The organism is Janthinobacterium sp. (genome assembly GCF_009923995.1).
Classification (GTDB): domain Bacteria; phylum Pseudomonadota; class Gammaproteobacteria; order Burkholderiales; family Burkholderiaceae_D; genus Janthinobacterium.
In genome coordinates this window covers 20,517-43,061 of the sequence record NZ_RFSK01000009.1, presented here as the reverse complement: position 1 = coordinate 43,061, position 22,545 = coordinate 20,517, and the positions used below count along the sequence as shown (strand labels likewise).

Here is a 22,545-nt window from a genome sequence, read left to right as displayed (position 1 = left end):
TTTTGTTTTTTGTAATGGGGTGTCGCGGGGCGGAAGGAGGGGCACGCGCACGGAAAGTACGCGTAGGATACAACAAGGCAGGAAAGCGCGCTGCGGACGGGCACGCAAAAAACGGGCCGTAGCCCGTTGTTTTGCTGCCTGGACGTGCGGCGCGGCGCTTACTTGCGGCCGCTGCCCTTGCCGCCGCCCAGCATGTCGAGCTGTTTCGATGGCGTGCCCTTGGCTGCCGGCTTGGCTGCCGGCGCGGCGGCTGGCTTGACTGCGGCCTTGGCCACGGACTTGCTGGCGGTGCTGGCCGGTTTGGCCACCGTCTTGCTCGCGGGGAAAGACTTGGCGGCGGGCTTGGCGGGTGCCGCTGCCGGTGCGGCGGCTTTCGCCGGCGCTGGCGCGGGCTTGGCTGCTTCCGCTTTCGCCGCCGGCTTGCTTTCCACCGCTTTCGCGGCGGGCTTGTCGGCGGCCCGGGCGGGAGCTGCTGGAGCAGGCGCAGGGGCAGGCGCGGCCTTGGCGGCAGGCTTGGCCGCCTCCTCGGCCTTGGCTGGCGCAGGCTTGACGGCGGCAGGGGCCGAGGCGGCGATCGGCAGCGTGGCGGCCAGCGGCAGCGGTGCCGCCGGCGCGGCAGCCGGCTGGGCCACTGGCGCGACGATGGACAGCGCAGGCTTGGCGACGGCCGGGGTAGCGGCAGGGGCGGCGGGAGCGGCCGCCTCCAGGCGGGCCTTGGCCGAGGCCAGCAATTCAGCCTGGGTGCTCGAGGCGATGCCGAACAGCTGGCGGCTGTAGGCCAGCACGCTCTCGATATTGGGCTGGGCCTGGCTGGTGCTGTAGCTGAGGAAGTCGCGCGGGTCCTGCGTCGCCAGCAGTTGCTGCGCCGTTTCCGCCGTGTGCGACAGGGCGGCCTTGCCGGCATTCAGGTTCAGGGCGATGATTTTTTCGGCGCTTTCAAAGACCTTGCTGGTCAGGCTACTGAAAATCTGCAGCTGGTTTTCCAGTTGCGATTTCGCGGCGCTGGAAAATTGTTCAGGAATTGGAAACATATTTACTCCTTTATACGGATTAAAATGCTGGCAAAACGCTCTGCAAAATCCCGAAAACCAGAGTTGGCCGCGTTTTGTAAAGTAGGTAGCGCGCTGAATAGCCGATGATAGCCTGATTATGATGCAACGCAATATGAATATTCTAGCGGTGATTCGAGTTGGTTGAAAGTTATTTTTCTCGAGGGCGTGCCCCCTGTGGCTGCTGTATTCATCAGCCTGCCGCTGTCTGCACGATGTTTGCGCGCGCGCAAGGCATGGATGGCGATTCTATGGCTATGCAATTGCCAGTCGCTATATTCTTGCACTGCAGCAAAGGCGCGGCACGGGGAAATCGCCGCTGGAACCTGTCCGTTCGGTCACCATTCACCACTTAGGAGTGTTTTCATGGACCTGGTCATCCGCAATGCCAGCCTGCCCGACGGCCGCCGCGCCATCGATATCGCCATCGCCGGCGGGCGCATCGCTGCCGTCGGCCCCGCCTTGCCCGTGACGGGCGCGCAGGAGATCGATGCGGACGGCGACCTCGTCACGCCGCCGTTCGTCGACGCGCACTTCCACATGGATGCCACGCTCAGCTACGGCTTGCCGCGCGTGAATGCCTCCGGTACCTTGCTCGAAGGCATCGCCCTGTGGGGCGAGCTGAAGCCGCAGCTGACGCAGCAGGCGCTGATCGAGCGCGCCCTGCAGTATTGCGACTGGGCCGTGGCGCGCGGCTTGCTGGCCATCCGCTCGCACGTGGATATCTGCGACCCGCGCCTGCTGGCCGTCGAAGCGCTGCTCGACGTGAAACGCCAGGTGGCGCCCTACCTCGACCTGCAACTGGTGGCCTTTCCCCAGGACGGCATCCTGCGCAGTCCCGGCGCCTTCGACAATCTGCAGCGCGCGATCGTCATGGGCGTCGACGTGGTGGGCGGCATCCCGCACTTCGAGCGCACCATGGCCGATGGCGCGGAATCCGTGCGCCTGCTGTGCGAATTCGCCTGCGAGCGGGGCCTGATGGTGGACATGCATTGCGACGAATCGGACGACCCGCTGTCGCGCCACATCGAAACCCTGGCGTTTCACGCGCAGCGCCTCGGCATGCAGGGCAGGGTGACGGGATCGCACCTGACCTCCATGCATTCGATGGACAATTATTATGTGAGCAAGCTGCTGCCCCTGATCCGCGAGGCGGGCGTGGCGGCCATTGCCAATCCGCTCATCAACATCACCCTGCAGGGGCGCCACGACACGTATCCGAAGCGGCGCGGCATGACGCGCGTGCCCGAGATGCTGGCCGCCGGCATCCCCGTCGCCTTTGGCCACGACTGCGTGATGGACCCGTGGTACAGCCTGGGTTCGGGCGACATGCTGGAAGTGGCGCACATGGGACTGCACGTGGCGCAGATGACGGGCCAGCAAGCCATGCACGACTGCTTCCTGGCCGTCACCGAGACGCCGGCGCGCATCCTGGGCCTGGACGGCTACGGCATCGCGCCCGGCTGCCATGCGGACCTGCTGCTCCTCGATTGCGGCAGCACCGTGGAAGCGCTGCGCCTGCGCGCGGCGCGGCGCCTGGTGCTGCGGCGCGGGAAGATCGTCAGCGAGGCGCCGCGCGCGCAATCGCGCCTGCACCTGCCGGGCCGCCCCGGCAGCGTGGATTTCCGCCTGGGGCGTTGACGCCGCCGCGCCGGCGCGCGTGCGCGGCTGGACGGCCCTGTCCAAATCACTGACAATCAGCGTAACTTGTTTGCCGGAGCTTTACCTTGAAAGAAATTGACATCCGCCCCGCGCGGGAATCCGACTTTGACGCCATGTGGCCGATCTTCCATACGCTGGTCGCCGCCGGCGACACCTACACCTTCCCTGCCGACGCCACGCGCGAAGACTGCCGCGCCTACTGGTTCGGCCCCGGCGTGCAGAGCTTTGTCGCCACGATGGGCGCGGAGCGCCTGCTGGGCATGTACAAGCTGGTGGCGAACCAGCCTGGCCATGGATCGCACGTGGCCAATGCCTCGTTCATGGTCGATCCCGCCGCGCAGGGCGTGGGCGTGGGCCGCATGCTGGGCGTGCACTGCATGGAGGAGGCGCGCCGTGCGGGCTTCCTGGCGATGCAGTTCAACTTCGTCGTCAGCACCAACCTGGCCGCCGTCACCCTGTGGAAGAAGCTCGGTTTCAGCGTGGTCGCTACCCTGCCGCTGGCCTACCGCCACGCGCAGCTGGGCTATGTGGACGCCTACGTGATGTACCAGCTGCTCAGCGATCCGATGCAGTGGCCCGCATGAGCGCCGCCGTCACCATCTGCGAGACGCCGCGCCTGCGCCTGCGCACCGTCACGCCCGACGACGCGGCCTTCTACCTGGAACTGGTCAACGACCCGTCGTGGATCGTCAACATCGGCCAGCGCAATCTGCACACCGTGGAGGCGGCCCGCGCGGCGCTGGAAACGGGCCCCATGGCGCAGTTCCGCGAGCATGGCTATTCCCTGTACATCATCGAGCGCCGCAGCGACGGCGCGCCCGTGGGCATGGGCGGCCTGGTGCGCCGCGACAGCCTGCCCGGCCCCGATATCGGCTATGCCCTGCGTCCCGCCCACTGGGGCCAGGGCTATGCCTACGAGGCGGCCGCCGCCATCGTGCAGCATGCGCAGCACGGGCTGCGCCTGCGCACCCTGTACGGCATCACCTCGCAGCAGAACCAGGCCTCGATCAAGCTGCTCAACAAGCTGGGCCTGCGCTTCGAGCGCTTCACGCGCCGGCTGCCGGACGGCAAGGAGACAAATGTCTACCGGCGCGACTTCCGCCAGCATGGCTGAAGGCGCTGGCTGGCGCGTATCGTGAAAACCGGGAAAAGTATGGAGAAATGCGCGCCCGGCCCGGCGCGCGCCGATTACCATGCAGGCTGTCCGCCGCGCCAGCCTGTGCGGCCACCTTTTTGCGGGGAAGCAGCGTGACTTATCTCGGTATCGATATCGGCACGTCGGAAGTCAAGGCCATCCTGACGGACGACGCGCAAACCATCCTCGCCAGCAGCGGCGTGAGCCTGCGCGTGGCCAGCCCCCATGCCGGCTGGTCGGAGCAGGACCCCGAAGACTGGTGGCGGGCCACCCTGGCAGTCATCGCGGCGCTGCGCAGCGCCCAGCCGCAGGCGTTTTCCGGCTTGCGCGGCATCGCGTTGTCGGGCCAGATGCATGGCGCCACCCTGCTCGACGCGCAGCAGCGCGTGCTGCGCCCGGCCATCCTGTGGAACGATACGCGCGCGGCGGCCGAATGCGCGGAACTCGAGGCGCTGGAACCCGCGTCGCGCGCCATCACGGGCAACCAGGCCATGCCGGGCTTCACGGCGCCCAAGCTGCTGTGGCTGAAAAAACATGAACCGTCGCTGTTCCGCGCCACGGCCAAGGTGCTGCTGCCCAAGGATTACGTGGCCCTGCGCCTGACGGGCGAGCATGTCTCCGACATGTCCGACGCTTCCGGCACCCTGTGGCTGGACGTGGCCAGGCGCGACTGGTCCGAACGCATGCTGGCGGCCACCGGCCTCACGCGCGAGCACATGCCGCGCCTGGTGGAGGGCAGCGCCGCCGCCGCGCAGGTACGCCCGGCCCTGTGCCGGGAATGGGGCATCGCGCACGCGGTGCTGCTGGCCGGCGGCGCGGGCGACAACGCGGCCGCCGCCGTGGGTCTGGGCGTGGTGGAGCCGGGCGCCGGCCTGCTGTCGCTGGGCACGTCCGGCGTGCTGTTCGCGGGCAGCGACGGCTTTGCGCCCAATCCGGGCCAGGGCGTGCACGCGTTCTGCCATTGCCTGCCCGGGCGCTGGCACCAGATGAGCGTGATCCTCAGCGCCGCGTCCAGCCTCGCCTGGGTGGCGCAGCTGACGCAGTCGCCCGACATCGGCGCCCTCGTGGCGCTGGCCGAAGGCGTCGAGGCGCGCACGGCGCCCATCTTTTTGCCGTATTTGAGCGGCGAGCGCACGCCGCACAACGACGCCACGGCGCGCGGCGTGTTCTTCGGCCTTTCGACGGAGCACGGGCGCGCGGAGCTGGCCTACAGCGTGATGGAGGGCGTCGCCTTTGCCATGGCCGACGGCAATGCGGCCCTGCGCAGCGCCGGCACGCGGCTGCAGGAAGCGTCGTTCGTCGGCGGCGGCTCGCGCAGCCGCTTCTGGGCGCAGCTGTGCGCGGATGCCTCGGGCTTGCACGTGCTGCGCCACGACCACGGCGTGGCCGGCGGCACCCTGGGCGCGGCGCGCCTGGCGCAGATGGCGGTGACGGGCCTGCCGCCCGCGCAGGTGTGCACGCGTCCGGCCGTGCAGGAAACCGTCGCGCCACGGGCCGGCACCGTGCTGGACGAGCGCCTGGCACGCTACCGGCGCCTGTATCCGCTGCTGCGCGAGGAATTTGCCGGCGCGGCTGGGGCGGCGCGCTAGCGCTGCCGGCAAGATTGCCGGCCCGACCATGCTGCCCGTGCGGCAATATGGCCAGACAGTTAAGTTTTCCGTGTAATTTGTTGTTTCTATGCTGAAAGTGTTTCTCTAAGATAAGTGCCGCTTGGTTTTTCACGGGGCGCGCCCCATGATTCCGCCATTGGGTGAGAATTGGATAGTTTTGGCGCCACCTTTGTTGCCATCCTGTTCTTGCCGCCGGGAGAAACACATGCAACTCGCGAATCTGAAAATCTCCGTCCGCCTGGGTCTGTTGGGCGCCTTCTTCTTCCTTGCGCTGGTCTTCGTCGGCGTGCGCGGCTGGAGCGCGCTCGACGCCGCCAGCGCGCGCAGCGCCGATGCCATGCAGCGCTCCGTGGCCCTGACGGAAGCCGTCGACGCGGCGCGCAGCGCGCAGGTGGAATTCAAGATCCAGGTGCAGGAGTGGAAAAACATCCTGCTGCGCGGCGGCGATGCGGCTGCCTTCCAGCGCTACCGCGAAGCGTTCGTCGCCAGCGGCGCGCAGACGCGCAAGGAATTGACAAGCCTGCAGGCGATGATGGCCGCGCTGGGCCTGGACACGGCGCCCGTGGCGCAGGCCGTGCAGGCGCACGATGCGCTGGGCGTGAGCTACCTGGCGGCGCTGCAAAAGTATGATGGCGCGCGCGCCGACAGCGCCCAGGCCGTCGATGCGCTGGTCAAGGGCATGGACCGCGAACCGACGCGCCAGATCGACGCCATCGTCGCCACCATCGGCAAGCAGTCGCACGCCCTGATGGCGCAGATGAAGGAGCAGGACGCGGCAGCGCACCGCAGCGCCAGCATCGCCATGCTGGCCACCGTGCTGGTGACGCTGGTGGTGGGCTCGGTCACCGTCTGGTGGCTGGTCCGCAGTATCACCGTGCCGCTGGGCGCGGCCGTCGGCATCGCCCAGCAGGTGGCGGCGGGCGACCTGCGCGCCGTGGTGGCCGACGGCAGCCGCGACGAGATCGGCGACCTGCTGCGCGCCCTGAAAGCCATGAGCGGCAACCTGGCCGCCATCGTGGGGCGCGTGCGCGCCGGCACGGATGCCATCGCCACGGCGTCCGGGGAAATCGCCAGCGGCAACATGGACCTGTCCTCGCGCACGGAGGAGCAGGCCAGTTCGCTGGAAGAGACGGCCGCCTCGATGATCGAGCTGACCTCCACCGTGCGGCAGAATAACGACAACGCGGACCAGGCGCGCCAGCTGGCCGGCGGCGCGTCCGAGGTGGCGCAGCGCGGTGGCGAAGCCGTGGCGCAGGTGGTGCAGACCATGAGCCATATCAATGCCTCGTCGAAGCGCATCGTCGACATCATCGCCGTCATCGACGGCATCGCCTTCCAGACGAATATCCTGGCCCTGAACGCGGCCGTGGAAGCGGCGCGCGCGGGCGAGCAGGGACGCGGCTTCGCCGTCGTCGCCAGCGAGGTGCGCAACCTGGCGCACCGCTCCAGCGCAGCGGCCATGGAAATCAAGCAGCTGATCGGCGAATCCGTGCGCACGGTGGAAGAGGGCAGCGTGCTGGCCGGCCAGGCGGGGCGCACGATGGAGGAAGTGGTGGGCAGCGTGCAGCGCGTGAATGCCATCATCGGCGAGATCGCCGTGGCCAGCGTGGAACAGCGCGACGGCATTGAGCAGATCAGCATCGCCATCAGCCAGATGGATGGCGTGACGCAGCAGAACGCGGCCCTGGTGGAGCAGGCCGCCGCTGCCGCCGACGCCCTGCAGCAGCAGGCGGCCAGCCTGGCCGACGCCGTCAGCATCTTCAAGCTGCATGGCACGCCCGGCACGGGGGCGCCGGCCGGCGCCGTCCTGGCCCGGACCCTGTCTCTGACCTGACGCGGACCTGCCCCGCGCCGCTTGATGCCAGTCAAGCGGCGTCCGATCAGGCAAAAAAACGGCCCGAATTCTTATACTATTTCCTTTCCGCATGGATCTGCGCCCGGCCGCATGGCGCGCGTTGCAAAGGAAAACCATGTACCGTATCCTCCGCCTGCCGGGTGACGCATGACGGCGCTGCTGCTGGCGCTGTGCCTGTGCCTGTCCGTGGTGCTCAGCGTGCTGCTGGCGTGCCAGTGGCAGGCGGCGCGCGCGTGGCGCATGCGCCATGCGACGGGCGTGGTGCGGCAGGCGGCGCAGGCGCAGGTCATGGCCGATACGCTGGCGCTGCTGCACGCGCTGCCGGCGGCCGTCATCGGCACCGACCGGGATGGCGTGGTGGAATACCTCAATCCCCGCGCCAGCGCCATGGGCGGCCTGCTGGCCGACGACGGCCTGGGCCAGCCCGTGACGCAGCTGCTGCCCCTGTTCCACGACGGCACGCCCATCGATGCGGCGCGCCAGGTGCGCGACTGCGTGGCGCAGCAGGAAGTGCTGGAAGTGGCGCGCGGCGCCGTGCTGCTGCGCCACCTCGACGGCAAGCGCATCGACGTGCAGTACAGCTGCGCGCCGCTGGCGCAGGGCGGCGCGGTGCTGCTGCTGCACGACGTGTCGGCCCGTCGGCGCGCCGAGCAGCAGCTGGAATTCATCGCCCACCACGACGGCTTGACGGGCTTGCCCAACCGGCTGCATTTCCAGATCCGCTTCGAGCACGGCATCGCGTATGCGCGCCGCCACCAGGGCTTGCTGGCGGTGCTGTTCGTCGACATCGACCGCTTCAAGTCCATCAACGACAGCCTGGGACACGACGTGGGCGACCAGGTGCTGACGGAGTTCGCGCGCCGGGTGCAGCAGTGCGTGCGCAAGGTCGACACGGTGGCGCGCCAGGGCGGCGACGAATTCATCATCCTGCTGACGGAACTGCGCACGGCGCAGGATGCCGAGCGGGTGGCCGAGAAGATCGTCTGCGCCATCGCCGCCCCCTTCGTCATCGGCGAATACAGCCTGGCGGTGGCGGCCAGCGTGGGCGTGGCCCTGTATCCGGACGACGACGACGACGTCAATGCGCTGATCGAAAAGGCCGACCTGGCCATGTATGCAGCCAAGCGCCATGCCCCCGGCACCTGCCAGCGCTACGCGCCGCGCATGCAGACGCAGTCGTACTCGCGCACCATCCTCGAGACGGCCCTGCGCCATGCGCTCGAGCGCAACGAGTTCGTGCTGTACTACCAGCCGCGTGTGGACCTGCGGACGCGCAGCATCACGGGCGTGAAGGCGCTGCTGCGCTGGAAGCATCCGGAACTGGGCCTGATGATGCCGCTCGACTTTTTACCGGTACTGGAGGAAAGCGCCCTGATCCTGCCGGTGGGCGCCTGGGTGCTGGCCACGGCCGTGGAGCAGGCGCGCAGCTGGATCGCGCAGGGCCAGCCGCTGACCGTCTCCGTCAGCCTGTCGGCGCGCCAGTTCTACCAGCGCGACATCGTGCGCAATTTTGCCGCCGCGCTGGAGGCGGCCGGCGTGCCCGGCCGCTGCATCGAACTGGAAATCGCCGCCGCCATCCTCATCGACCGCAACCAGAACTGCGAACTGATCATGCGCCAGTTCCGCCAGCTGGGCATCGCCATCGCCATCAGCGATTTCGGCACGGGCGACGCGTCGCTGAACTATCTGAAGCGCTTTCCCACGGATGCGGTGAAGATCGAGAAATGCTTCGTCGATGACCTGGGCAAGCCGGGCGGCGACGGCGCCATGGTGCGCGCCATCGTGGCCATGGCGCACACGCTGGGACTGCGTACCGTCGCCGGCGGCGTGGAAAACGGCGAGCAGCTGGAACTGCTGGCCGAGATGGGCTGCGACGAGGCGTTCGGCTATTTCCTGGGCCGCGCCATGGCGCCCGAGGGCGTCGAGGCGCTGCTCAAGTCGGCTAGCCCGGCCTGAGCGACAGCACGGCCAGCACGACGGCGGCCAGCACGGCCGCGCCGCCGGTGACGCGCGCCAGGCGCATGGCCTGGTGCGGCGCATAGGGCAGCAGCCAGATGAGCAGCAAGCCGCAGCCCGTCAGGCTGCCGACCCAGTAGACGAGGCCATAGCCGCCGCCGGCGAGGTGCATGGCCCAGGCCAGGGCCGCCGCCAGCGCCAGCGACCCCGTCCACTGCAGGCGGCGACGCAGGGGCGCGGGCGGTTCGGCGCCGCGTCCGTGCAGGTCGGCGTAGTGGCGGTCCATGGCCAGGCACAGCGCGGACAGGCCCGCATAGCACAGGGCGAAGACGAGGAAATTCGACAGCAGCTCCATCACGCGGCCTCCATCGTCGCCGGCGCCGGCTTGGCGGCGGGTGCGGCCTTGGCCGCTTTCACGGGCAGCGGTTTCAATTTGAACGCCGCATACGCGAGGCCCAGGCCCAGCACCAGCACCACCAGGTCGAAGGCGGCCACCGCCACTGGGCCGCGGCCCAGGAACAGGGTCACGCCCAGGTGCGATGCGGTGGTGAAGACGTTCAGCACGGGCAGGGACGCCAGCATGAACGCGCCGACGCCCAGCTGCATGCGCCACATGGCGCGCGACGGGCGCAGCTGGGCGATGATGGCGGCCAGCGCCCAGGCGCCGAAGAAGCAGGCGATTTCCTCCTTCGGCCGGTCTTCCATCGTCACAGACAGCAGGCGGTTGGCCCAGAAATAGGCGCCGAAGGCGATCGGGATGCCGGCGATGGCGCCGATGTTGAGCGCTTCCACCAGGCGCAGGCCGAAGCTGGGACGCTTGCCGGCGGCCAGCGCCTTGGCTTGCTTCTGGCGCGTCTTGACGGCCCACAGCAGGGCGCCCGTGGCCACCATGGCGCAGCCGGCCAGGCCGGACAGGAAGAACAGGGCGCGCAGCAGCGGCCCGCCGAAGCGGGCGATGTGCAGGCCGTACATCACGCCATGCGTGGCGGCTGCGCCGGGCAGCGCTTCGCCATCGGTGGCCAGCAGCTTGCCCGTGACGCCATCGAATTCCATCGACGGCTGCTTCGACGAGATGTCGCGCCCGGCCGCGCGCGACAGGGTCACGCTGGCGTTGGCGTCGCCCGGATGACTCACGGAGATGCGCTCGACCTTGCCGTCGCCCCAGTGCTGCTCCGCCTGGCGCACGAGGGGGGCGAGGGGCGTCAGGGGCGCGGCCACGCCGGCCGCCTTGCGCTCGTCCGAGCGGCCCGGGAAGGCTTCGGCGAAGAAGGCATCCTGGTCGCCCTTGTAGGCGGCCGTGGCGCCGGACGGCATGTACAGGAACATCAGCGTGACGAGGCCCGTGTAGGTGATCATCATGTGGTAGGGCAGGGCCAGCACGGCCGTCACGTTGTGCGCGTCCAGCCACGAGCGCTGGCCCTTCTTCGGCCGGAAGGTGAACAGGTCCTTGAAGATGCGCTTGTGCGTGACGATGCCGCTGATGATGGAGACGAACATGAACATGGCGCAGAAGCCCACGATCCAGCGACCCCAGATGGCGGACATGTAGTGCAGGTCGAAATGCAGGCGATAGAGGAATTCGCCGCCCCGCGTGTCGCGCGGCTTGGACAGCACTTCGCCCGTGGCGGGGTCGGCCGCCTCGCTATGGAAATTGCCGCGGCGCCCGCGCTTCTTTTCGCCCGGCTGCGCGGGCTTGCTCCAGCCGAGCTGCAGCGAGGGATTGCGCTCGCCGGGCAGACTGATGAACCAGCGCGTGGCGCCCTCGGCACGTGCTTCCATGGCCGTTTGCGCGACCGTGGCCGCAGCCTCCGTCGTCACCTGGCTGGCGGCGGCGCCATGCAGTTCGGGCTGCATCCACAGGGTGATTTCATTGCGGTAGTAGCTGGCCGTGCCGGCGCAAAACACCAGCAGCAGGATCCAGCAGACGAGCAGCCCGGACCAGGTGTGCAGCCATGCCATGGACTGGCGAAAACCTTCTTTCATGCGAGACTCCAGGATAGTGCGTCCATCCAGTGCAGGATGGCGGCGATGACGGCGGCGGGGATCGCGAGACCCAGCCAGGCGCGCAGGGCGCTGCCGGTGGCGAAGACCCACATCACCACGCAGGTGTAGATGGCAAACGACAGCAGGGTGGCCGTCATGACGGCTTCGGAACGGGCCATGGGCAGGCTCACCGACAGCAACATGGTGACGAGTGCGGCCAGCACGTAGCCGCCGACGATGGCGGCCACGCTGCGCGAGGCCACGCCGAGGCGGTACACGGCATTGGCGGACAGGCGCAGGCGCGGCGCTTTTTCAGCGGTATCAGGATGGGCAGGCGCTGGCATGGTCAGTCGTGGTCCTTGCTTGGCGGCAGGGCCGGGCCGGCCGGCAGCGGCGCCACGCCCTGCGGCTGCACCAGGCTCACGGTGGTCACGTACATGGCCTTGTCATAGTGTTCGGCGCCGCGCTGGCCGGCCGTCCTGTCCGTGTGCTGCACTTCCAGCACATACGTGCCTTGCCACGGCAGCGGGAAGCTGACCAGGCCTTGCGCATCGCTCCACGCTTCCTTGCCCCAGCCCGACTGCACCACGGCGTTGACCTTGGCATCGGCCAGCGGCTTGCCACGGTAGCTGACCTGGAACTGGCCCGGTTTACCCGTCGGCACCAGGTCCAGCGCCAGCGCGGGCGTTTGCGCCGTGGCGTCGGCGATCAGGCGCGCGGCGGGGATCCACACGGTGCGCGTGGCCTTGCCATCCTTGTTCTCTTCCCACGACGGGTAGGCGTTTTCCTCGACGACGATGCTTTCGCCGGGCGCCACCTTGCCGTTCAGGACAAAGGCGCCGGCCGTCTTGCGCGCCTGCAGGGGCTTGCTGCCGGACGGCGCAAGCCACGTCGCGCTCTGGATGCGGAACTTGTCCAGCAGGCCGGGCGACGCTTCGCGCAGGTTGTCGCCGAATTCGCCGAAGTACACGCTGGCCGCCTGGCCGTCCTGCTGCAGCCAGATCTGGTGCGCGCCGGCGGTGCCGCACACGGTAGCCGCGCCCAGCAGGGCGGCGGCGAGGGCGCCGAGGCGCGCGATGGAAGTGAGGTGCATGGTGTATCCCTTGTGTTTTTTTGTGTCAAACAGTCAAAACGGCCGCGCTGCCGAAGAAGGCGGCCGGCACGGTGCATCAGTGCTGGTAACGCAGGTTCAGCGCCACGCTGCGCGGTTCGCCGTAGTAGCCGCCGTTATAGAAACCCACGCGGCGGAAATACGTCTTGTCGAACAGGTTGTTGACATTCAGGCTGGCCGACAGTTTCGGGCTGATCTGGTAGCGCGCCATCAGGTTGGCCAGCGCGTAGCTGCCCTGGCTGACCCGCGTCTTCGTCTTGTTCGGCAGGGTGGCCGTCGTCCAGATCTCGTTCTGCCAGTTCACGCCGCCGCCGACGGTGAGGTCTTGCAGCGCCCCCGGCAGACGGTAGGTGGTCGAGACGCGCAGCATGTTGCTCGGCTGGATGGTGTTGGTCAGCACGCCCTTGCCCGTTTTCGAGGTGCTGTGGGTAAAGCCGCCGAACAGCTGCCAGCCCGCCAGCGGGCTGCCCGACACTTCCGCTTCGTAGCCGCGGCTTTTCGTGCCCTTGCCCGTCGAGACATACGGGCGGCTGCCGTCGGGCAGCAAGAAGGTCAGCGGCACGGAGGGATCTTCCTCGCCCAGGTTGTCCTGTCTGGCTTCATATGCGGCGAACGAGGCGTTGACGGCGCCATCGAGGAATTCGCTCTTCACGCCCGCTTCCACGTTGCTGCCCGTGATCGGGTCGAGGAAGGCGTTGTTCTTGTCCTTCAGGTTCTGCGGCTTGAACAGGTCCGTGTAGCTGGCGTATAGCGAGGTGCTTTTGCTCAGGTCCAGCACCACGCCCGCATACGGCGTGACCACATCGTCCGTCTTGTAGGCCGAGCTGCGCTTCACGAAGGCGCCTTTAGTGTCGTAGCGGTCGTTATACGTTTCCCACTGCGAGACGCGCGCGCCGGCCAGCACCTTCAGCTTGTCCGTGACGTTGATGCGTGTGGCGATGAAGGCGCCCGACTGCTTGGTGGTGGCGACGTCGCGCGCGCCCGTGCGCAGCATGGCCGGCTCGGGCACGTCGCCCGTCCAGTGGCGGAAGTCGGGAATGGTGGTGGCGAAGGGCAGCGGGTCCTCGAACTGCGTTTCATTTGTCGTGCCCGTGCGCTTCCAGCCGTTGGCGCCCAGCACCAGGTCGTGCTGGCGGCCGAACAGGGGGAAGGTGCCGTTGGCCGACAGGTCGAAGTTGTCCTGCTTTTCATCGTAGGGGAAGGCGCTGCTCCACACGGCCAGGCCCGAGCCGTCGCGGTTCGGATAGCCGCTGCCGCCGTAGAACAGCTTGCCGTTCGAGGAGCTGTCCAGGCGGCCATACGCGGCCTTGACCTTCCAGTCGTTGGCGAAGCGGTGTTCGAGGTAGACGTATTTGTTCTCGAACGCGCGTTCCCAGCTGCTCCACCTGGCCGCCATGTTGAACGAGCGGGGCATGTGGGCCAGGGTGCCGTCCGAGAAGAACAGGGGCGTCGTGCCCCAGCTCGTGCCTTTCGGCGTGTTCTTCTGGTAGTCGATGCCGGCCGTCAGCAGGGTATCCGGCGTCAGGTCCGCTTCGACGATGACGGCGCCCACCAGCTTGCGCTCCTGGTACAGGTCGAGGTGGGAATGGCGGTTCTGGCCCACCACGACGACGCGCCCGCGGATGCTGCCGTCCGCATTCAGCGGCGCGCTGACGTCGCCTTCGAGGCGGACCTTGCTCCAGGAGCCGACGGTCAGGCCGGCCGCGGCGGAAAATTCCTTGCCCGGGCGCTTGTGCAGCATGTTGATGGTGGCCGACGGGTCGCCATTGCCGCTGACCAGGCCCGTGGCGCCGCGCACGATTTCGATGCGGTCATAGATGGCCGTGTCGAACAGCGCATTGCTGCCCGAATTGACGGCCACGCCGTCGATCTGGTAATTGCCGATGGAAAAACCGCGCGCGGAGAAATTGGTGCGTTCGCTGTCGTTTTCCTGCACCGTCACGCCCGTCGACTGCACCAGCACTTCGGCCAGGCTGTTCAAGCCCATGTCGTCCATGCGCTGGCGCGTCACCACGGAAATCGATTGCGGCGTCTCGCGCATCGACAGGCCCATGCGCGTGGCCGTGGCCATTTCCCTGGTGGTGTAGGAACCCGTGTTTTCCGTCGATGCCTTGTCTTGCTGGCCCAGCACCTTGATCTCGCTCAAGGTGGCGACCTCGGGATTGGCCGGGGCGTCGGCGGCCAGGGCAGCGCCGGCGCCCAGCGCCGTCGCCAGCAGGGCCGAGCGGACGGCGGCGGCCAGCGGCCGCACGCGCCATGCGGGGAAGGCGGGGGAAAGCGTGGCGGCAGTGCCGGCCAGCGAACGTGTTCGTGCCATGAAGCATCCTTCTTCTCGTGTGCCCGCCGTCGTGCGACAGGCTTTCTATGGGTGTGGGGAGCTTGCTTGGCGTGCTTGCCTGGCTGGCGCAGCGTGTCATTCAGCCGCGCACGGGCCGGGACGGCGTGCAGACTTGGGAAGGTCTAAATGTGAATGAGAACTATTCTTATTATAGTGCGAGGTTGTGAGACATGCAAGAGTGCTGTGCCGGGCAGGGATGCGCTGCGGCTGTAAGCGGGCACGGCCGCCGCAAGCATGCGGCGGCCGTGGCGCGGGCAGCTGCCGGGAAGGCGCTTACAGGGACGGCGTGTAGCGCAGGGAGAGGATGATGTTGCGCGGCTCGCCGAAGTAATTGCCGCGACGCAGCTCGCCCGTGGCGGCCCAGTAGGTCTTGTCCGTCAGGTTGGCGATGCTGAGGCTGGCGCTCCAGTTGCGGTTGAAGATGTACGCGGCGCGCGCATCCCACACGGTGCGTCCGCCGTTGCGGAAGCTCACGTCCGGGTTGTCGTCCGCCTGGTACAGATAGCCGCTTTGCGCCGAGACGCCGCCGCCGATGGTCCAGTGGTTCCACGCGCCGGGCAGGCGGTAGCTGGTCGACACGCGCAGCATGTGCCTGGGCGTGACGGTGGGCGGGGTCTCGCCCGCTTCGCCGCGCGCGATGTTGTAGGTGTAGCCGGACGACAGCTGCCAGCCCGGCAACACTTCGCCGCTGGCGTCCGCGTCGATGCCCGTGCTGCGCAGCGGGCGGCCATTGCGGTAGCAGCTGCCCGTCACGTCCCACTTCAGGCAGTCGTCGTTGCTGGCCTCGTCGTAGATGGCCGTGTCGCGCTTGTTGATGCGGAAGGCGGCCAGCGCCACGTTCAGGCGGCCGTCGTACAGCTCGCCCTTCACGCCCGCTTCATAGGTGTCGCCCACGACGGGTTTCAAGGGCTGTCCGCCCACGGTGTAGTACAGGCTCTGCGGCTGGAAGATGCTGGCGTAGCTGCCGTACACGGACCACTGTCGGCCCAGGTCCTGCACCAGGCCCGCATACGGCGTGAATTCGCCGCTTTCCTTGTAGCGGCTGACGGGGTCGGTGGGCAGCCTGCCCGTGGTCTGCTTGTCGAACCAGCTCAGGCGGCCGCCCAGCAGCAGGTGCAGCGCCGGATGGAGTTCCCAGCGCGTGCTGGCGTAGGCGCCGTAACGCTGTTCGTTCAGCTGCGGCAGCGTATCCCAGGCCGGATGCGCGGGACGGGGGAGCAGGGCATTGTCGGGCCGGAAGACGTCGAAGGGCAGGCCGGGCGAGGTCGAGGCCGCGTGGTCGTCCGTGAGGGCGCGCGAGGCATTCAGTCCCAGCAGCACTTCATGCCTGCCGCCCCAGGCGCCGAAGCTGCCGCCTACGCTGGCGTCGATGCCCGTGGTGACGATGTCCTGCTTGCGGTAGTTGACCGTGTACAGGCGCGCGCCCTGCTGCGTGGCTGGATTGATGCTGCCGCGCACGATGGCCGCCTGCTGGTCGAAATTGCCATAGGTGCGGTTGAGGGCGACCCTGGCCTTCCAGTCGTCCCCGAAGCGGTGTTCGAGATCGGCGAACAGCTCGCCGATGGTGGCGTCGTGGCGGTTCCAGTCCTGCGCCAGCGACGTCGAGCGGCGGATCGGCAAGGTGGCGCCATTGCTGTAGCGGGGCAGGCCGAACAGCCAGTAGCCATCCGTCACCGTATGCTGGCGCCGCGCGCCCGCGCGCACGGTGGTGGCGGCGTCCAGGTCCGCCTCGACGATGCCGTAGAACAGGGGCATGCGGCTGTGCGCGGCATCATAAAAGTAGCCGCGGTCTTCGTAGGCCACGAGGGCGCGGCCGCGCACGCTGCCGGCTGCATTCAGGGGCGTGCCCGCGTCGAGCTCCACGCGGCGCTGGCTCCAGCTGCCCACGGTGGCGGTGACATCAGCATGGGCTTCCGCGCGGGGGCGCTTGCGCACCAGGTTGGCCACGCCGCCCGGCGTGCCGGCGCCGACGATCAGGCCGGCCGAGCCGCGCAGGATTTCCACGCGGTCATACACGGCCATGTCGGGGATCAGCCAGCCCGTGGCGTTGTCGGAGATGCCGGGCATGCCGTCGATCAGGTAGGACAGGGCGTTGCCGCGCGCGAGGAATTCGTGCGAGCCGAAGCTGCGGTTCATGCGCGTCAGGCCCGTGCTCTGTTCCAGCACCTGGTCCAGGGTGAACAAATTCTTGTCATCCATCTGCTGGCGCGTGACGACGGACACGGATTGCGGCGTGTCGCGCAGTGAACGTTCCACACCCGCCAGTGTCACGGCGGGCGTCGTGTAGGCGCCCGTGCCATCGCTGGTGGCCGTGCGCTCGCCACTGGCCGTCACGGTGATTTCCGACAGGGTCGCCGTGTCGCCCGTGGCCCTGGGCGCCGGCTTGATGATCACGGCATTGCCATCGATGGATGCCTGCAGGCCGCTGCCGGCCAGCAGGCGCTCCAGGCCGTCGCGCACGCTCAGGGTGCCGCTGACGGCGGGCGCCGTCTTGCCGGCCACGAGGTCGGGAGCGAACAGCAGTTGCAGATTGGCTTGCCGCGCCAGTTCATTCAGGGCCTGGCCCAGCGGCTGGGCGGCGATGGCCAGTTTGATCGGGGGCAAGACTTGTGCCTGCGCCACGGTGGCCGTGCCCAGGGCCAGCATGGCGGCCAGGACGAGAGGGGCGGGTGTCAGCTTGAAGCGGGGGGACCACATGGTGCGTTTCTCCAGGTTAATTTGTTGTCGATTAACGTGGTAGACGCGCCCAGGGATCAAACCCTCACCTGCGCATGCGATATTTTTATTTATTTTGTTGCAGTTGCATGGCCGGCCCCTGCGCGGGGGCCTTGGACGCCATGCGGATGGTGCTGACGGCACCATCGCGCACGACGTGCACGGGCAGCAGCTGCGGCAGGGCGGCGGCGAAGCGGTCCAGCTGGGCCAGGCTGAAGCTGCCGCCGATGCGCAGGCGCGCCACGGCCGGATCGCGCACGACGAGGCCTGTGTCGCCATAGCGCTCGAATTCGGCCAGCGCCGCGCCCAGGGGCACGTTGTCGAAGGTGACCCGGCCTGCGCGCCAGGGCGCCACGCTGCCCGGGGCCAGGCTGGCGACGGGGGACAGGCGGCCGCCGGCGTCGCTGCTGACGCCCTGGCCGGCCTGCAGGTCGACCCGGTCCTGCGCCGCGCCCGCCACGCGCACGTGGCCATGCTGCACGGCCACGCGCAGCTGGCCGTCGTACGCCAGGGTGTTGCGCACGGAAAATTGCGTGCCCACCACCGTCACCGTCAGGGGGCCGCTCCGCACGTCGAAGGGCTGGCCCTGCTGCGATTGCACCTGGAACAGCGCCTCGCCGTGCGCCAGGCGCACTTCGCGGCGCTGGCGGTACAGGGTGACGTGCAATTGCGTGGATGTGTCGAGCTGCACCGTGCTGCCGTCGGGCAGCGACACGGCCAGGCGCTGGCCCCGCTGCGTCGCATACGCCTGGCTGAACACGGGTTGCTGCCACCACTGGTAGCCGCCCGCGCCCACGCCGAGCAGCAGCATGGCGGCCGCCGCATATGGCAGCAGGGAGCGCAGAAACGGGCGGCGGGGCGCTTGTGCTGGCGCTGGCGCCGCCTGCGGCACGGCCCAGCGCGCGGCGACGTGCGGGGGAATCCGGCGCGCCACGCGGTGCGCGTCCTGCAGTTGCGCATACGCGCGCGCGTGCGCCGCATCGGCCGCCATCCAGGCGGCAAAATCGGCTTGCTGCCCCGCATCGAGGTTGTCGCGCCGGCTGAACCAGGTGGCGGCCGCCAGCGCCACGGCATCTTGCGCGTCGGCAAAGGCGGTGTGTTCGCGCAAGTCCGCCTTTTCCTGGGCGGAGGGGCCGAAATCGTGGCGGGGCGGGCGGCTGTTCATGGGCGCCATTATGTGGCTTCCCGCAGGGAATGCAACTGCGCCTGGCAACTGAGCATGCCGCGCGCGATATGCTTTTCCACCATGCTCACGGAAATGCCCATGCGCGCGGCGATCTGCGCGTGCGGCAATTCTTCGAACACGTGCAGCACGAAGGCGTCGCGGCAGCGGGGCGGCAGGGCGTCGATGGCGGCCACGCAGGCTTGCCAGTCCTGGCTGTTTTCCAGTGCCTGTTCCGGCTCCAGGTGCTGCGGCGCGGCCGGATGCGCGGCTTCGGGCAGGGCGTCGAGCGCGTCGTGCTGGCGCAGGGCGGCGCGGCGGTGTTTGTCGATCATCAGGTTGCGCGCCGTGTGGTACAGCAGCGCGCGCGGCTCGCGCACGGCCTGTTCGCCCGGTGCCGAACGGGCCTGCACGCCGAGCACGCGCGCGTAGCTTTCCTGCACCAGGTCCAGGGCAGTCTCGCGGTTGCGCAAGCCGCGCCAGCAGAAATTGAGCAGTTCTTGGTAGTAACGTGCAACCACGGCGTCCGATGTCTTGAGGTAGGTGTCGCCAGCTCGGCCACATATGAGAATGATTCTCATTATATGATATGACGGGCCGCTGTGGGCCGGCACCTTAAGCGGTTTACCGCACCGTGGCAGGGGGACAACGCTTTGTCCCCCCGGCGGCATGCGTTACCATGAGGGGTTAATGTGGAGGCAACATGGCTATTCAAATAATCAACACGGCGCCGATTGCCGGCCAGCAGCCTGGTACTTCCGGTCTGCGCAAGAAGGTGGGCGTGTTCAGCGAACCGCAGTACCTGGAAAATTTCGTGCAGAGCGTCTTTGACACCGTGGGCGACTGCCGCGGCCAGACCCTGGTGCTGGGCGGCGATGGGCGCTATTACAACCGCGCGGCGATCCAGACGGTGCTGCGCATGGCGGCCGCGCACGGCTACGCGCGCGTGCTGCTGGGGCAGGGCGGCATCCTGTCGACGCCGGCCGTCAGCTGCGTGATCCGCAAGCATGGCGCCAGCGGCGGCATCATCCTGTCGGCCAGCCATAACCCGGGCGGACCCGATGGCGATTTCGGCATCAAGTACAACATCGCCAATGGCGGCCCGGCGCCGGAAAAGGTCACCGAGGCCATGTTTGCGCGCACGCAAGCCATCAGCGAATACCGCATCAGCGACGCGGCCGACATCGACTTGGACACCCTGGGAGCCGTGCGCATCGAGCAGATGACGGTCGAAGTCATCGACTCCGTGGCCGACTATGCGGAACTGATGCAGCAGCTGTTCGATTTCGACGCCATCCGCGCCCTGTTCGCGGGCGGCCTGCGCCTCTGCTTCGACGGCATGCACGCCGTCTCCGGCCCGTACGCGACGGCCATCCTGGAAGGCATGCTGGGCGCCCCGAAGGGCAGCGTCATCAACGGCGTGCCCCTGGAAGACTTCGGCGGCGGCCATCCCGACCCGAACCCCGTCAATGCGCAGGAATTGATCGCCATCATGGCTGCCGATGATGCGCCGGACTTCGGCGCCGCCTCGGACGGCGACGGCGACCGCAACATGATCGTCGGGCGCCGCTTCGACGTCACGCCATCGGACAGCCTGGCCATCCTGGCCGCCAACGCCGGCGTGGCGCCCGGCTACCGTGGGGGCCTGAAGGGCATCGCCCGTTCCATGCCCACCTCGGGCGCGGCCGACCGGGTCGCCAGCGCGCTGGGCATCCCGTGCTACGAGACACCGACGGGCTGGAAATTCTTCGGCACCCTGCTCGACGCGGACATGGCTACGCTGTGCGGCGAAGAGAGCTACGGCACGGGTTCGAACCACGTGCGCGAAAAGGATGGCGTATGGGCCGTGCTGTTCTGGCTCAACCTGCTGGCGGCGAAAAAACAATCGGTGGAAGACATCGTGCGCGCCCACTGGGCCACGTACGGGCGCAACTACTATTCGCGCCACGATTACGAGGACATCGACAGCGCCGCCGCGGCGCAGCTGATGGCGGACGTGCGGGGCCAGCTGGCCGGCCTGCCGGGCCGGCAGTTCGACGGCTACACGGTGGCGCTGGCCGACGATTTCAGCTACACGGACCCCGTCGACGGTTCCGTGGCGACGCAGCAGGGCATCCGCATCATCATGACGGACGGCGCGCGCATCGTGCTGCGCCTGTCCGGCACGGGCACGCAGGGCGCCACCCTGCGCCTGTACCTGGAGCGCTACGAAGCCGACCCGGCCCGGCACGCCATCCCGACCCAGGAAGCGCTGGCGGGACTGATCGGCGTGGCGGAAACGGTGGCGCAGATACGCGAGCGCACGGGGCGCGACGCGCCGAGCGTGACGACGTAAAAAAAGGGCGCCCTCGGGCGCCCTTTTTGCGTCAGATCAAACCGGCATCACGCTTATGCCGGCACGGCCGTCTTGCGGTAGTTGTCGACCATCTTGTAGCGCTTCGCATACAGGCCGAAGGCCAGCATGGCGACGGCGGCGAAGGCGGCGAAGAAGAACATCTGGAAGGCCGTCACGCTGATGCCGCTCTCGGCGATCTTGCCGATCACGCCTTCGTTCATGACGCTGCGGTTGACGATCAGCACCCACAGGTTGCCCACCGTGGTCGACAGGTTCCAGAAGCTCATGATGGCGCCCTTCATCGAGACGGGCGCCTGGCTGTACGCAAACTCCAGGCCCGTGGCCGAGACCAGCACTTCGCCGAAGGTCAGCAGGGCGTACGGCAGGATCTGCCACATGATGGAGACGGCATTGCCGCTGTCGAGCGCCAGCTGCAGCAGGCCGATGACGATCCACGCCAGCGAGGAAAAGCCGATGCCGGCCGTCATGCGGCGCAGGGCCGTCGCTTCCAGGCCGAAGCGGTTCAGCATCGGGTACAGCACCAGGTTGTTGAACGGGATCAGCAGCATCACCAGCATCGGGTTCAGCGCCTGCATCTGCGCCGGCAGGAACCAGCTCGGTTTTTCCATGGTGTTGGCCTGCACGATCCACGTCGAGGCCTTCTGGTCGAACAGCGAGAAGAAGGGCGTGACGAGGGCGAAGATGACGAGGATGCGCAGCACGGCGCGCACGCCTTCGACGGCTTCGTCCGGGTGGATGCCGCGCGCGCGTTCCAGCTGCATGGCCGTGCCGATGCTGCCGAAGGCCAGCAGCAGGACCAGCGCCGTACACGCGGAAATCACGAAGCCCCATTCGGGAATGCTGTAGAACGCATACAGAGCGCCGATCACGCCGACATAGGCCACGTACAGGCCGGGACGCGAGCCGCCGTCGACACGGGCCAGCAGGGCCGTGCGGGCCACGCGGGTGAACGAATCGGGATTCGGCGGCGCCGGCGGCACGTGCACGTATTTCTTGGCGCCCATCCAGAAGACGATGGTGGCGGCCAGCATCATGACGCCGGGGATGCCGAAGGCGATGGATGGGCCGTAGTCGCGCAGGAACATCGGCATCAGCAGCGAAGCGAAGAAGGAGCCGAAGTTGATGATCCAGTAGAACAGGTCGAAGACCAGCTTGGCCTTGTGCTTGTTGGTCTGGTCGAACTGGTCGCCGACGAAGGAGGCCACCAAGGGCTTGATGCCGCCGGAGCCGAAGGCGATCAGGAACAGGCCGAAATAGAAGCCGTTGACGCTGTTTTCAAAGATGGCCAGGCAGGCATGGCCGGCGCAATACACGAGGCTGAGCCAGAAGATGGTGTTGTACTTGCCAAAGAAGCGGTCGGCCAGCCAGCCGCCCAGCAGCGGGAAGAAATACACGCCGATGACGAAGGTGTGGAACACGTGCTTGGCTTCGCCCGTGCGCTGGTCGATCGGGATCATCAGCAGCAGGGTGCTGATGAGGAAAGGCGTCAGGATATTGCGCATGCCATAAAAGCTGAAGCGTTCGCAGCCTTCGTTGGCGATGATGTACGGTATTTGCCGGGGCATTTTACCCGTGGCGGTGTGTGTCTCGGCCGATGACATTGGCTCTCCCCA

General features: G+C 67.9%; 17 protein-coding genes. 7 read left to right on the top strand and 10 right to left on the bottom strand.

Features of this window, described 5'->3' with window-relative positions:
• Window positions 1-158: 158 nt before the first annotated feature.
• A complete protein-coding gene (locus EBS11_RS06890) occupies window positions 159-1,031 on the bottom strand; it encodes a phasin family protein (RefSeq protein WP_290601548.1) in 873 nt (290 codons plus the stop codon).
• A gap of 384 nt (window positions 1,032-1,415) precedes the next feature.
• On the opposite strand from EBS11_RS06890, the gene EBS11_RS06885 reads away from it, so the two are divergent.
• From EBS11_RS06885 to EBS11_RS06860, 6 genes are all read left to right on the top strand, one after another.
• Complete coding sequence (locus tag EBS11_RS06885) at window positions 1,416-2,690, top strand: amidohydrolase family protein (RefSeq protein ID WP_290601546.1); 1,275 nt, start codon at window positions 1,416-1,418, stop codon at window positions 2,688-2,690.
• An 86-nt stretch (window positions 2,691-2,776) separates the two neighbouring features.
• Window positions 2,777-3,295, top strand: coding sequence for an N-acetyltransferase (locus EBS11_RS06880; protein ID WP_290601544.1), 519 nt, complete (start codon window positions 2,777-2,779; stop codon window positions 3,293-3,295).
• Window positions 3,292-3,825 carry a GNAT family N-acetyltransferase gene (locus EBS11_RS06875; RefSeq protein WP_290601543.1) on the top strand — a complete coding sequence of 178 codons (534 nt, stop codon included), beginning with the start codon at window positions 3,292-3,294 and terminating at the stop codon, window positions 3,823-3,825. The genes EBS11_RS06880 and EBS11_RS06875 overlap by 4 nt, the downstream gene beginning before the upstream one ends.
• 134 nt (window positions 3,826-3,959) lie before the next feature.
• Entirely contained in the window at window positions 3,960-5,435 is a 1,476-nt protein-coding gene (gene xylB, locus EBS11_RS06870) for a xylulokinase (RefSeq protein ID WP_290601541.1), read from the top strand.
• Between the two features lie 226 nt (window positions 5,436-5,661).
• Complete coding sequence (locus tag EBS11_RS06865) at window positions 5,662-7,290, top strand: methyl-accepting chemotaxis protein (RefSeq protein WP_290601539.1); 1,629 nt, start codon at window positions 5,662-5,664, stop codon at window positions 7,288-7,290.
• Window positions 7,291-7,458: 168 nt separating this feature from the next.
• Window positions 7,459-9,267 carry an EAL domain-containing protein gene (locus EBS11_RS06860; protein ID WP_290601537.1) on the top strand — a complete coding sequence of 603 codons (1,809 nt, stop codon included), beginning with the start codon at window positions 7,459-7,461 and terminating at the stop codon, window positions 9,265-9,267.
• Here the strand turns inward: EBS11_RS06860 and EBS11_RS06855 are convergent.
• The 8 genes from EBS11_RS06855 to EBS11_RS06820 form a co-directional block, all read right to left on the bottom strand.
• Window positions 9,254-9,622 carry a DUF3325 domain-containing protein gene (locus EBS11_RS06855; protein WP_290601683.1) on the bottom strand — a complete coding sequence of 123 codons (369 nt, stop codon included), beginning with the start codon at window positions 9,620-9,622 and terminating at the stop codon, window positions 9,254-9,256. The two genes, EBS11_RS06860 and EBS11_RS06855, sit on opposite strands and share 14 nt — an antisense overlap.
• A complete protein-coding gene (locus EBS11_RS06850; protein ID WP_290601536.1) occupies window positions 9,622-11,250 on the bottom strand; it encodes a PepSY-associated TM helix domain-containing protein in 1,629 nt (542 codons plus the stop codon). Before EBS11_RS06850 ends, EBS11_RS06855 begins: the two co-directional genes overlap by 1 nt.
• Window positions 11,247-11,594, bottom strand: a complete 348-nt coding sequence (locus EBS11_RS06845) for a DUF3649 domain-containing protein (RefSeq protein WP_290601534.1) — start codon at window positions 11,592-11,594, stop codon at window positions 11,247-11,249. Before EBS11_RS06845 ends, EBS11_RS06850 begins: the two co-directional genes overlap by 4 nt.
• A 2-nt stretch (window positions 11,595-11,596) precedes the next feature.
• Window positions 11,597-12,343 carry a DUF4198 domain-containing protein gene (locus EBS11_RS06840; protein WP_290601533.1) on the bottom strand — a complete coding sequence of 249 codons (747 nt, stop codon included), beginning with the start codon at window positions 12,341-12,343 and terminating at the stop codon, window positions 11,597-11,599.
• A gap of 76 nt (window positions 12,344-12,419) precedes the next feature.
• Window positions 12,420-14,678, bottom strand: coding sequence for a TonB-dependent siderophore receptor (locus tag EBS11_RS06835; protein WP_290601532.1), 2,259 nt, complete (start codon window positions 14,676-14,678; stop codon window positions 12,420-12,422).
• A gap of 294 nt (window positions 14,679-14,972) precedes the next feature.
• Window positions 14,973-17,396 carry a TonB-dependent receptor gene (locus tag EBS11_RS06830; protein ID WP_290601530.1) on the bottom strand — a complete coding sequence of 808 codons (2,424 nt, stop codon included), beginning with the start codon at window positions 17,394-17,396 and terminating at the stop codon, window positions 14,973-14,975.
• A gap of 85 nt (window positions 17,397-17,481) precedes the next feature.
• Window positions 17,482-18,579 carry a FecR domain-containing protein gene (locus EBS11_RS06825; protein WP_290601528.1) on the bottom strand — a complete coding sequence of 366 codons (1,098 nt, stop codon included), beginning with the start codon at window positions 18,577-18,579 and terminating at the stop codon, window positions 17,482-17,484.
• 8 nt (window positions 18,580-18,587) lie between these two features.
• Window positions 18,588-19,097, bottom strand: coding sequence for a sigma-70 family RNA polymerase sigma factor (locus tag EBS11_RS06820; protein WP_290601526.1), 510 nt, complete (start codon window positions 19,095-19,097; stop codon window positions 18,588-18,590).
• Window positions 19,098-19,279: 182 nt separating this feature from the next.
• On the opposite strand from EBS11_RS06820, the gene EBS11_RS06815 reads away from it, so the two are divergent.
• Entirely contained in the window at window positions 19,280-20,911 is a 1,632-nt protein-coding gene (locus EBS11_RS06815) for an alpha-D-glucose phosphate-specific phosphoglucomutase (protein ID WP_290601524.1), read from the top strand.
• 53 nt (window positions 20,912-20,964) lie between these two features.
• Here EBS11_RS06815 and EBS11_RS06810 read toward each other — a convergent pair whose 3' ends face one another.
• Entirely contained in the window at window positions 20,965-22,497 is a 1,533-nt protein-coding gene (locus EBS11_RS06810) for an oligopeptide:H+ symporter (protein ID WP_290601522.1), read from the bottom strand.
• Window positions 22,498-22,545 lie beyond the last annotated feature (48 nt).

Excerpts from the sequence above, each read along its gene's own strand:
- EBS11_RS06890 (WP_290601548.1), bottom strand. The coding sequence starts at position 1,031 with ATGTTTCCAATTCCTGAACAATTTTCCAGCGCCGCGAAATCGCAACTG.
- EBS11_RS06885 (WP_290601546.1), top strand. The coding sequence starts at position 1,416 with ATGGACCTGGTCATCCGCAATGCCAGCCTGCCCGACGGCCGCCGCGCC.
- EBS11_RS06875 (WP_290601543.1), top strand. The coding sequence starts at position 3,292 with ATGAGCGCCGCCGTCACCATCTGCGAGACGCCGCGCCTGCGCCTGCGC.
- EBS11_RS06865 (WP_290601539.1), top strand. The coding sequence starts at position 5,662 with ATGCAACTCGCGAATCTGAAAATCTCCGTCCGCCTGGGTCTGTTGGGC.
- EBS11_RS06860 (WP_290601537.1), top strand. The coding sequence starts at position 7,459 with ATGACGGCGCTGCTGCTGGCGCTGTGCCTGTGCCTGTCCGTGGTGCTC.
- EBS11_RS06855 (WP_290601683.1), bottom strand. The coding sequence starts at position 9,622 with ATGGAGCTGCTGTCGAATTTCCTCGTCTTCGCCCTGTGCTATGCGGGC.
- EBS11_RS06850 (WP_290601536.1), bottom strand. The coding sequence starts at position 11,250 with ATGAAAGAAGGTTTTCGCCAGTCCATGGCATGGCTGCACACCTGGTCC.
- EBS11_RS06845 (WP_290601534.1), bottom strand. The coding sequence starts at position 11,594 with ATGCCAGCGCCTGCCCATCCTGATACCGCTGAAAAAGCGCCGCGCCTG.
- EBS11_RS06840 (WP_290601533.1), bottom strand. The coding sequence starts at position 12,343 with ATGCACCTCACTTCCATCGCGCGCCTCGGCGCCCTCGCCGCCGCCCTG.
- EBS11_RS06835 (WP_290601532.1), bottom strand. The coding sequence starts at position 14,678 with ATGGCACGAACACGTTCGCTGGCCGGCACTGCCGCCACGCTTTCCCCC.
- EBS11_RS06830 (WP_290601530.1), bottom strand. The coding sequence starts at position 17,396 with ATGTGGTCCCCCCGCTTCAAGCTGACACCCGCCCCTCTCGTCCTGGCC.
- EBS11_RS06825 (WP_290601528.1), bottom strand. The coding sequence starts at position 18,579 with ATGAACAGCCGCCCGCCCCGCCACGATTTCGGCCCCTCCGCCCAGGAA.
- EBS11_RS06815 (WP_290601524.1), top strand. The coding sequence starts at position 19,280 with ATGGCTATTCAAATAATCAACACGGCGCCGATTGCCGGCCAGCAGCCT.
- EBS11_RS06810 (WP_290601522.1), bottom strand. The coding sequence starts at position 22,497 with ATGCCCCGGCAAATACCGTACATCATCGCCAACGAAGGCTGCGAACGC.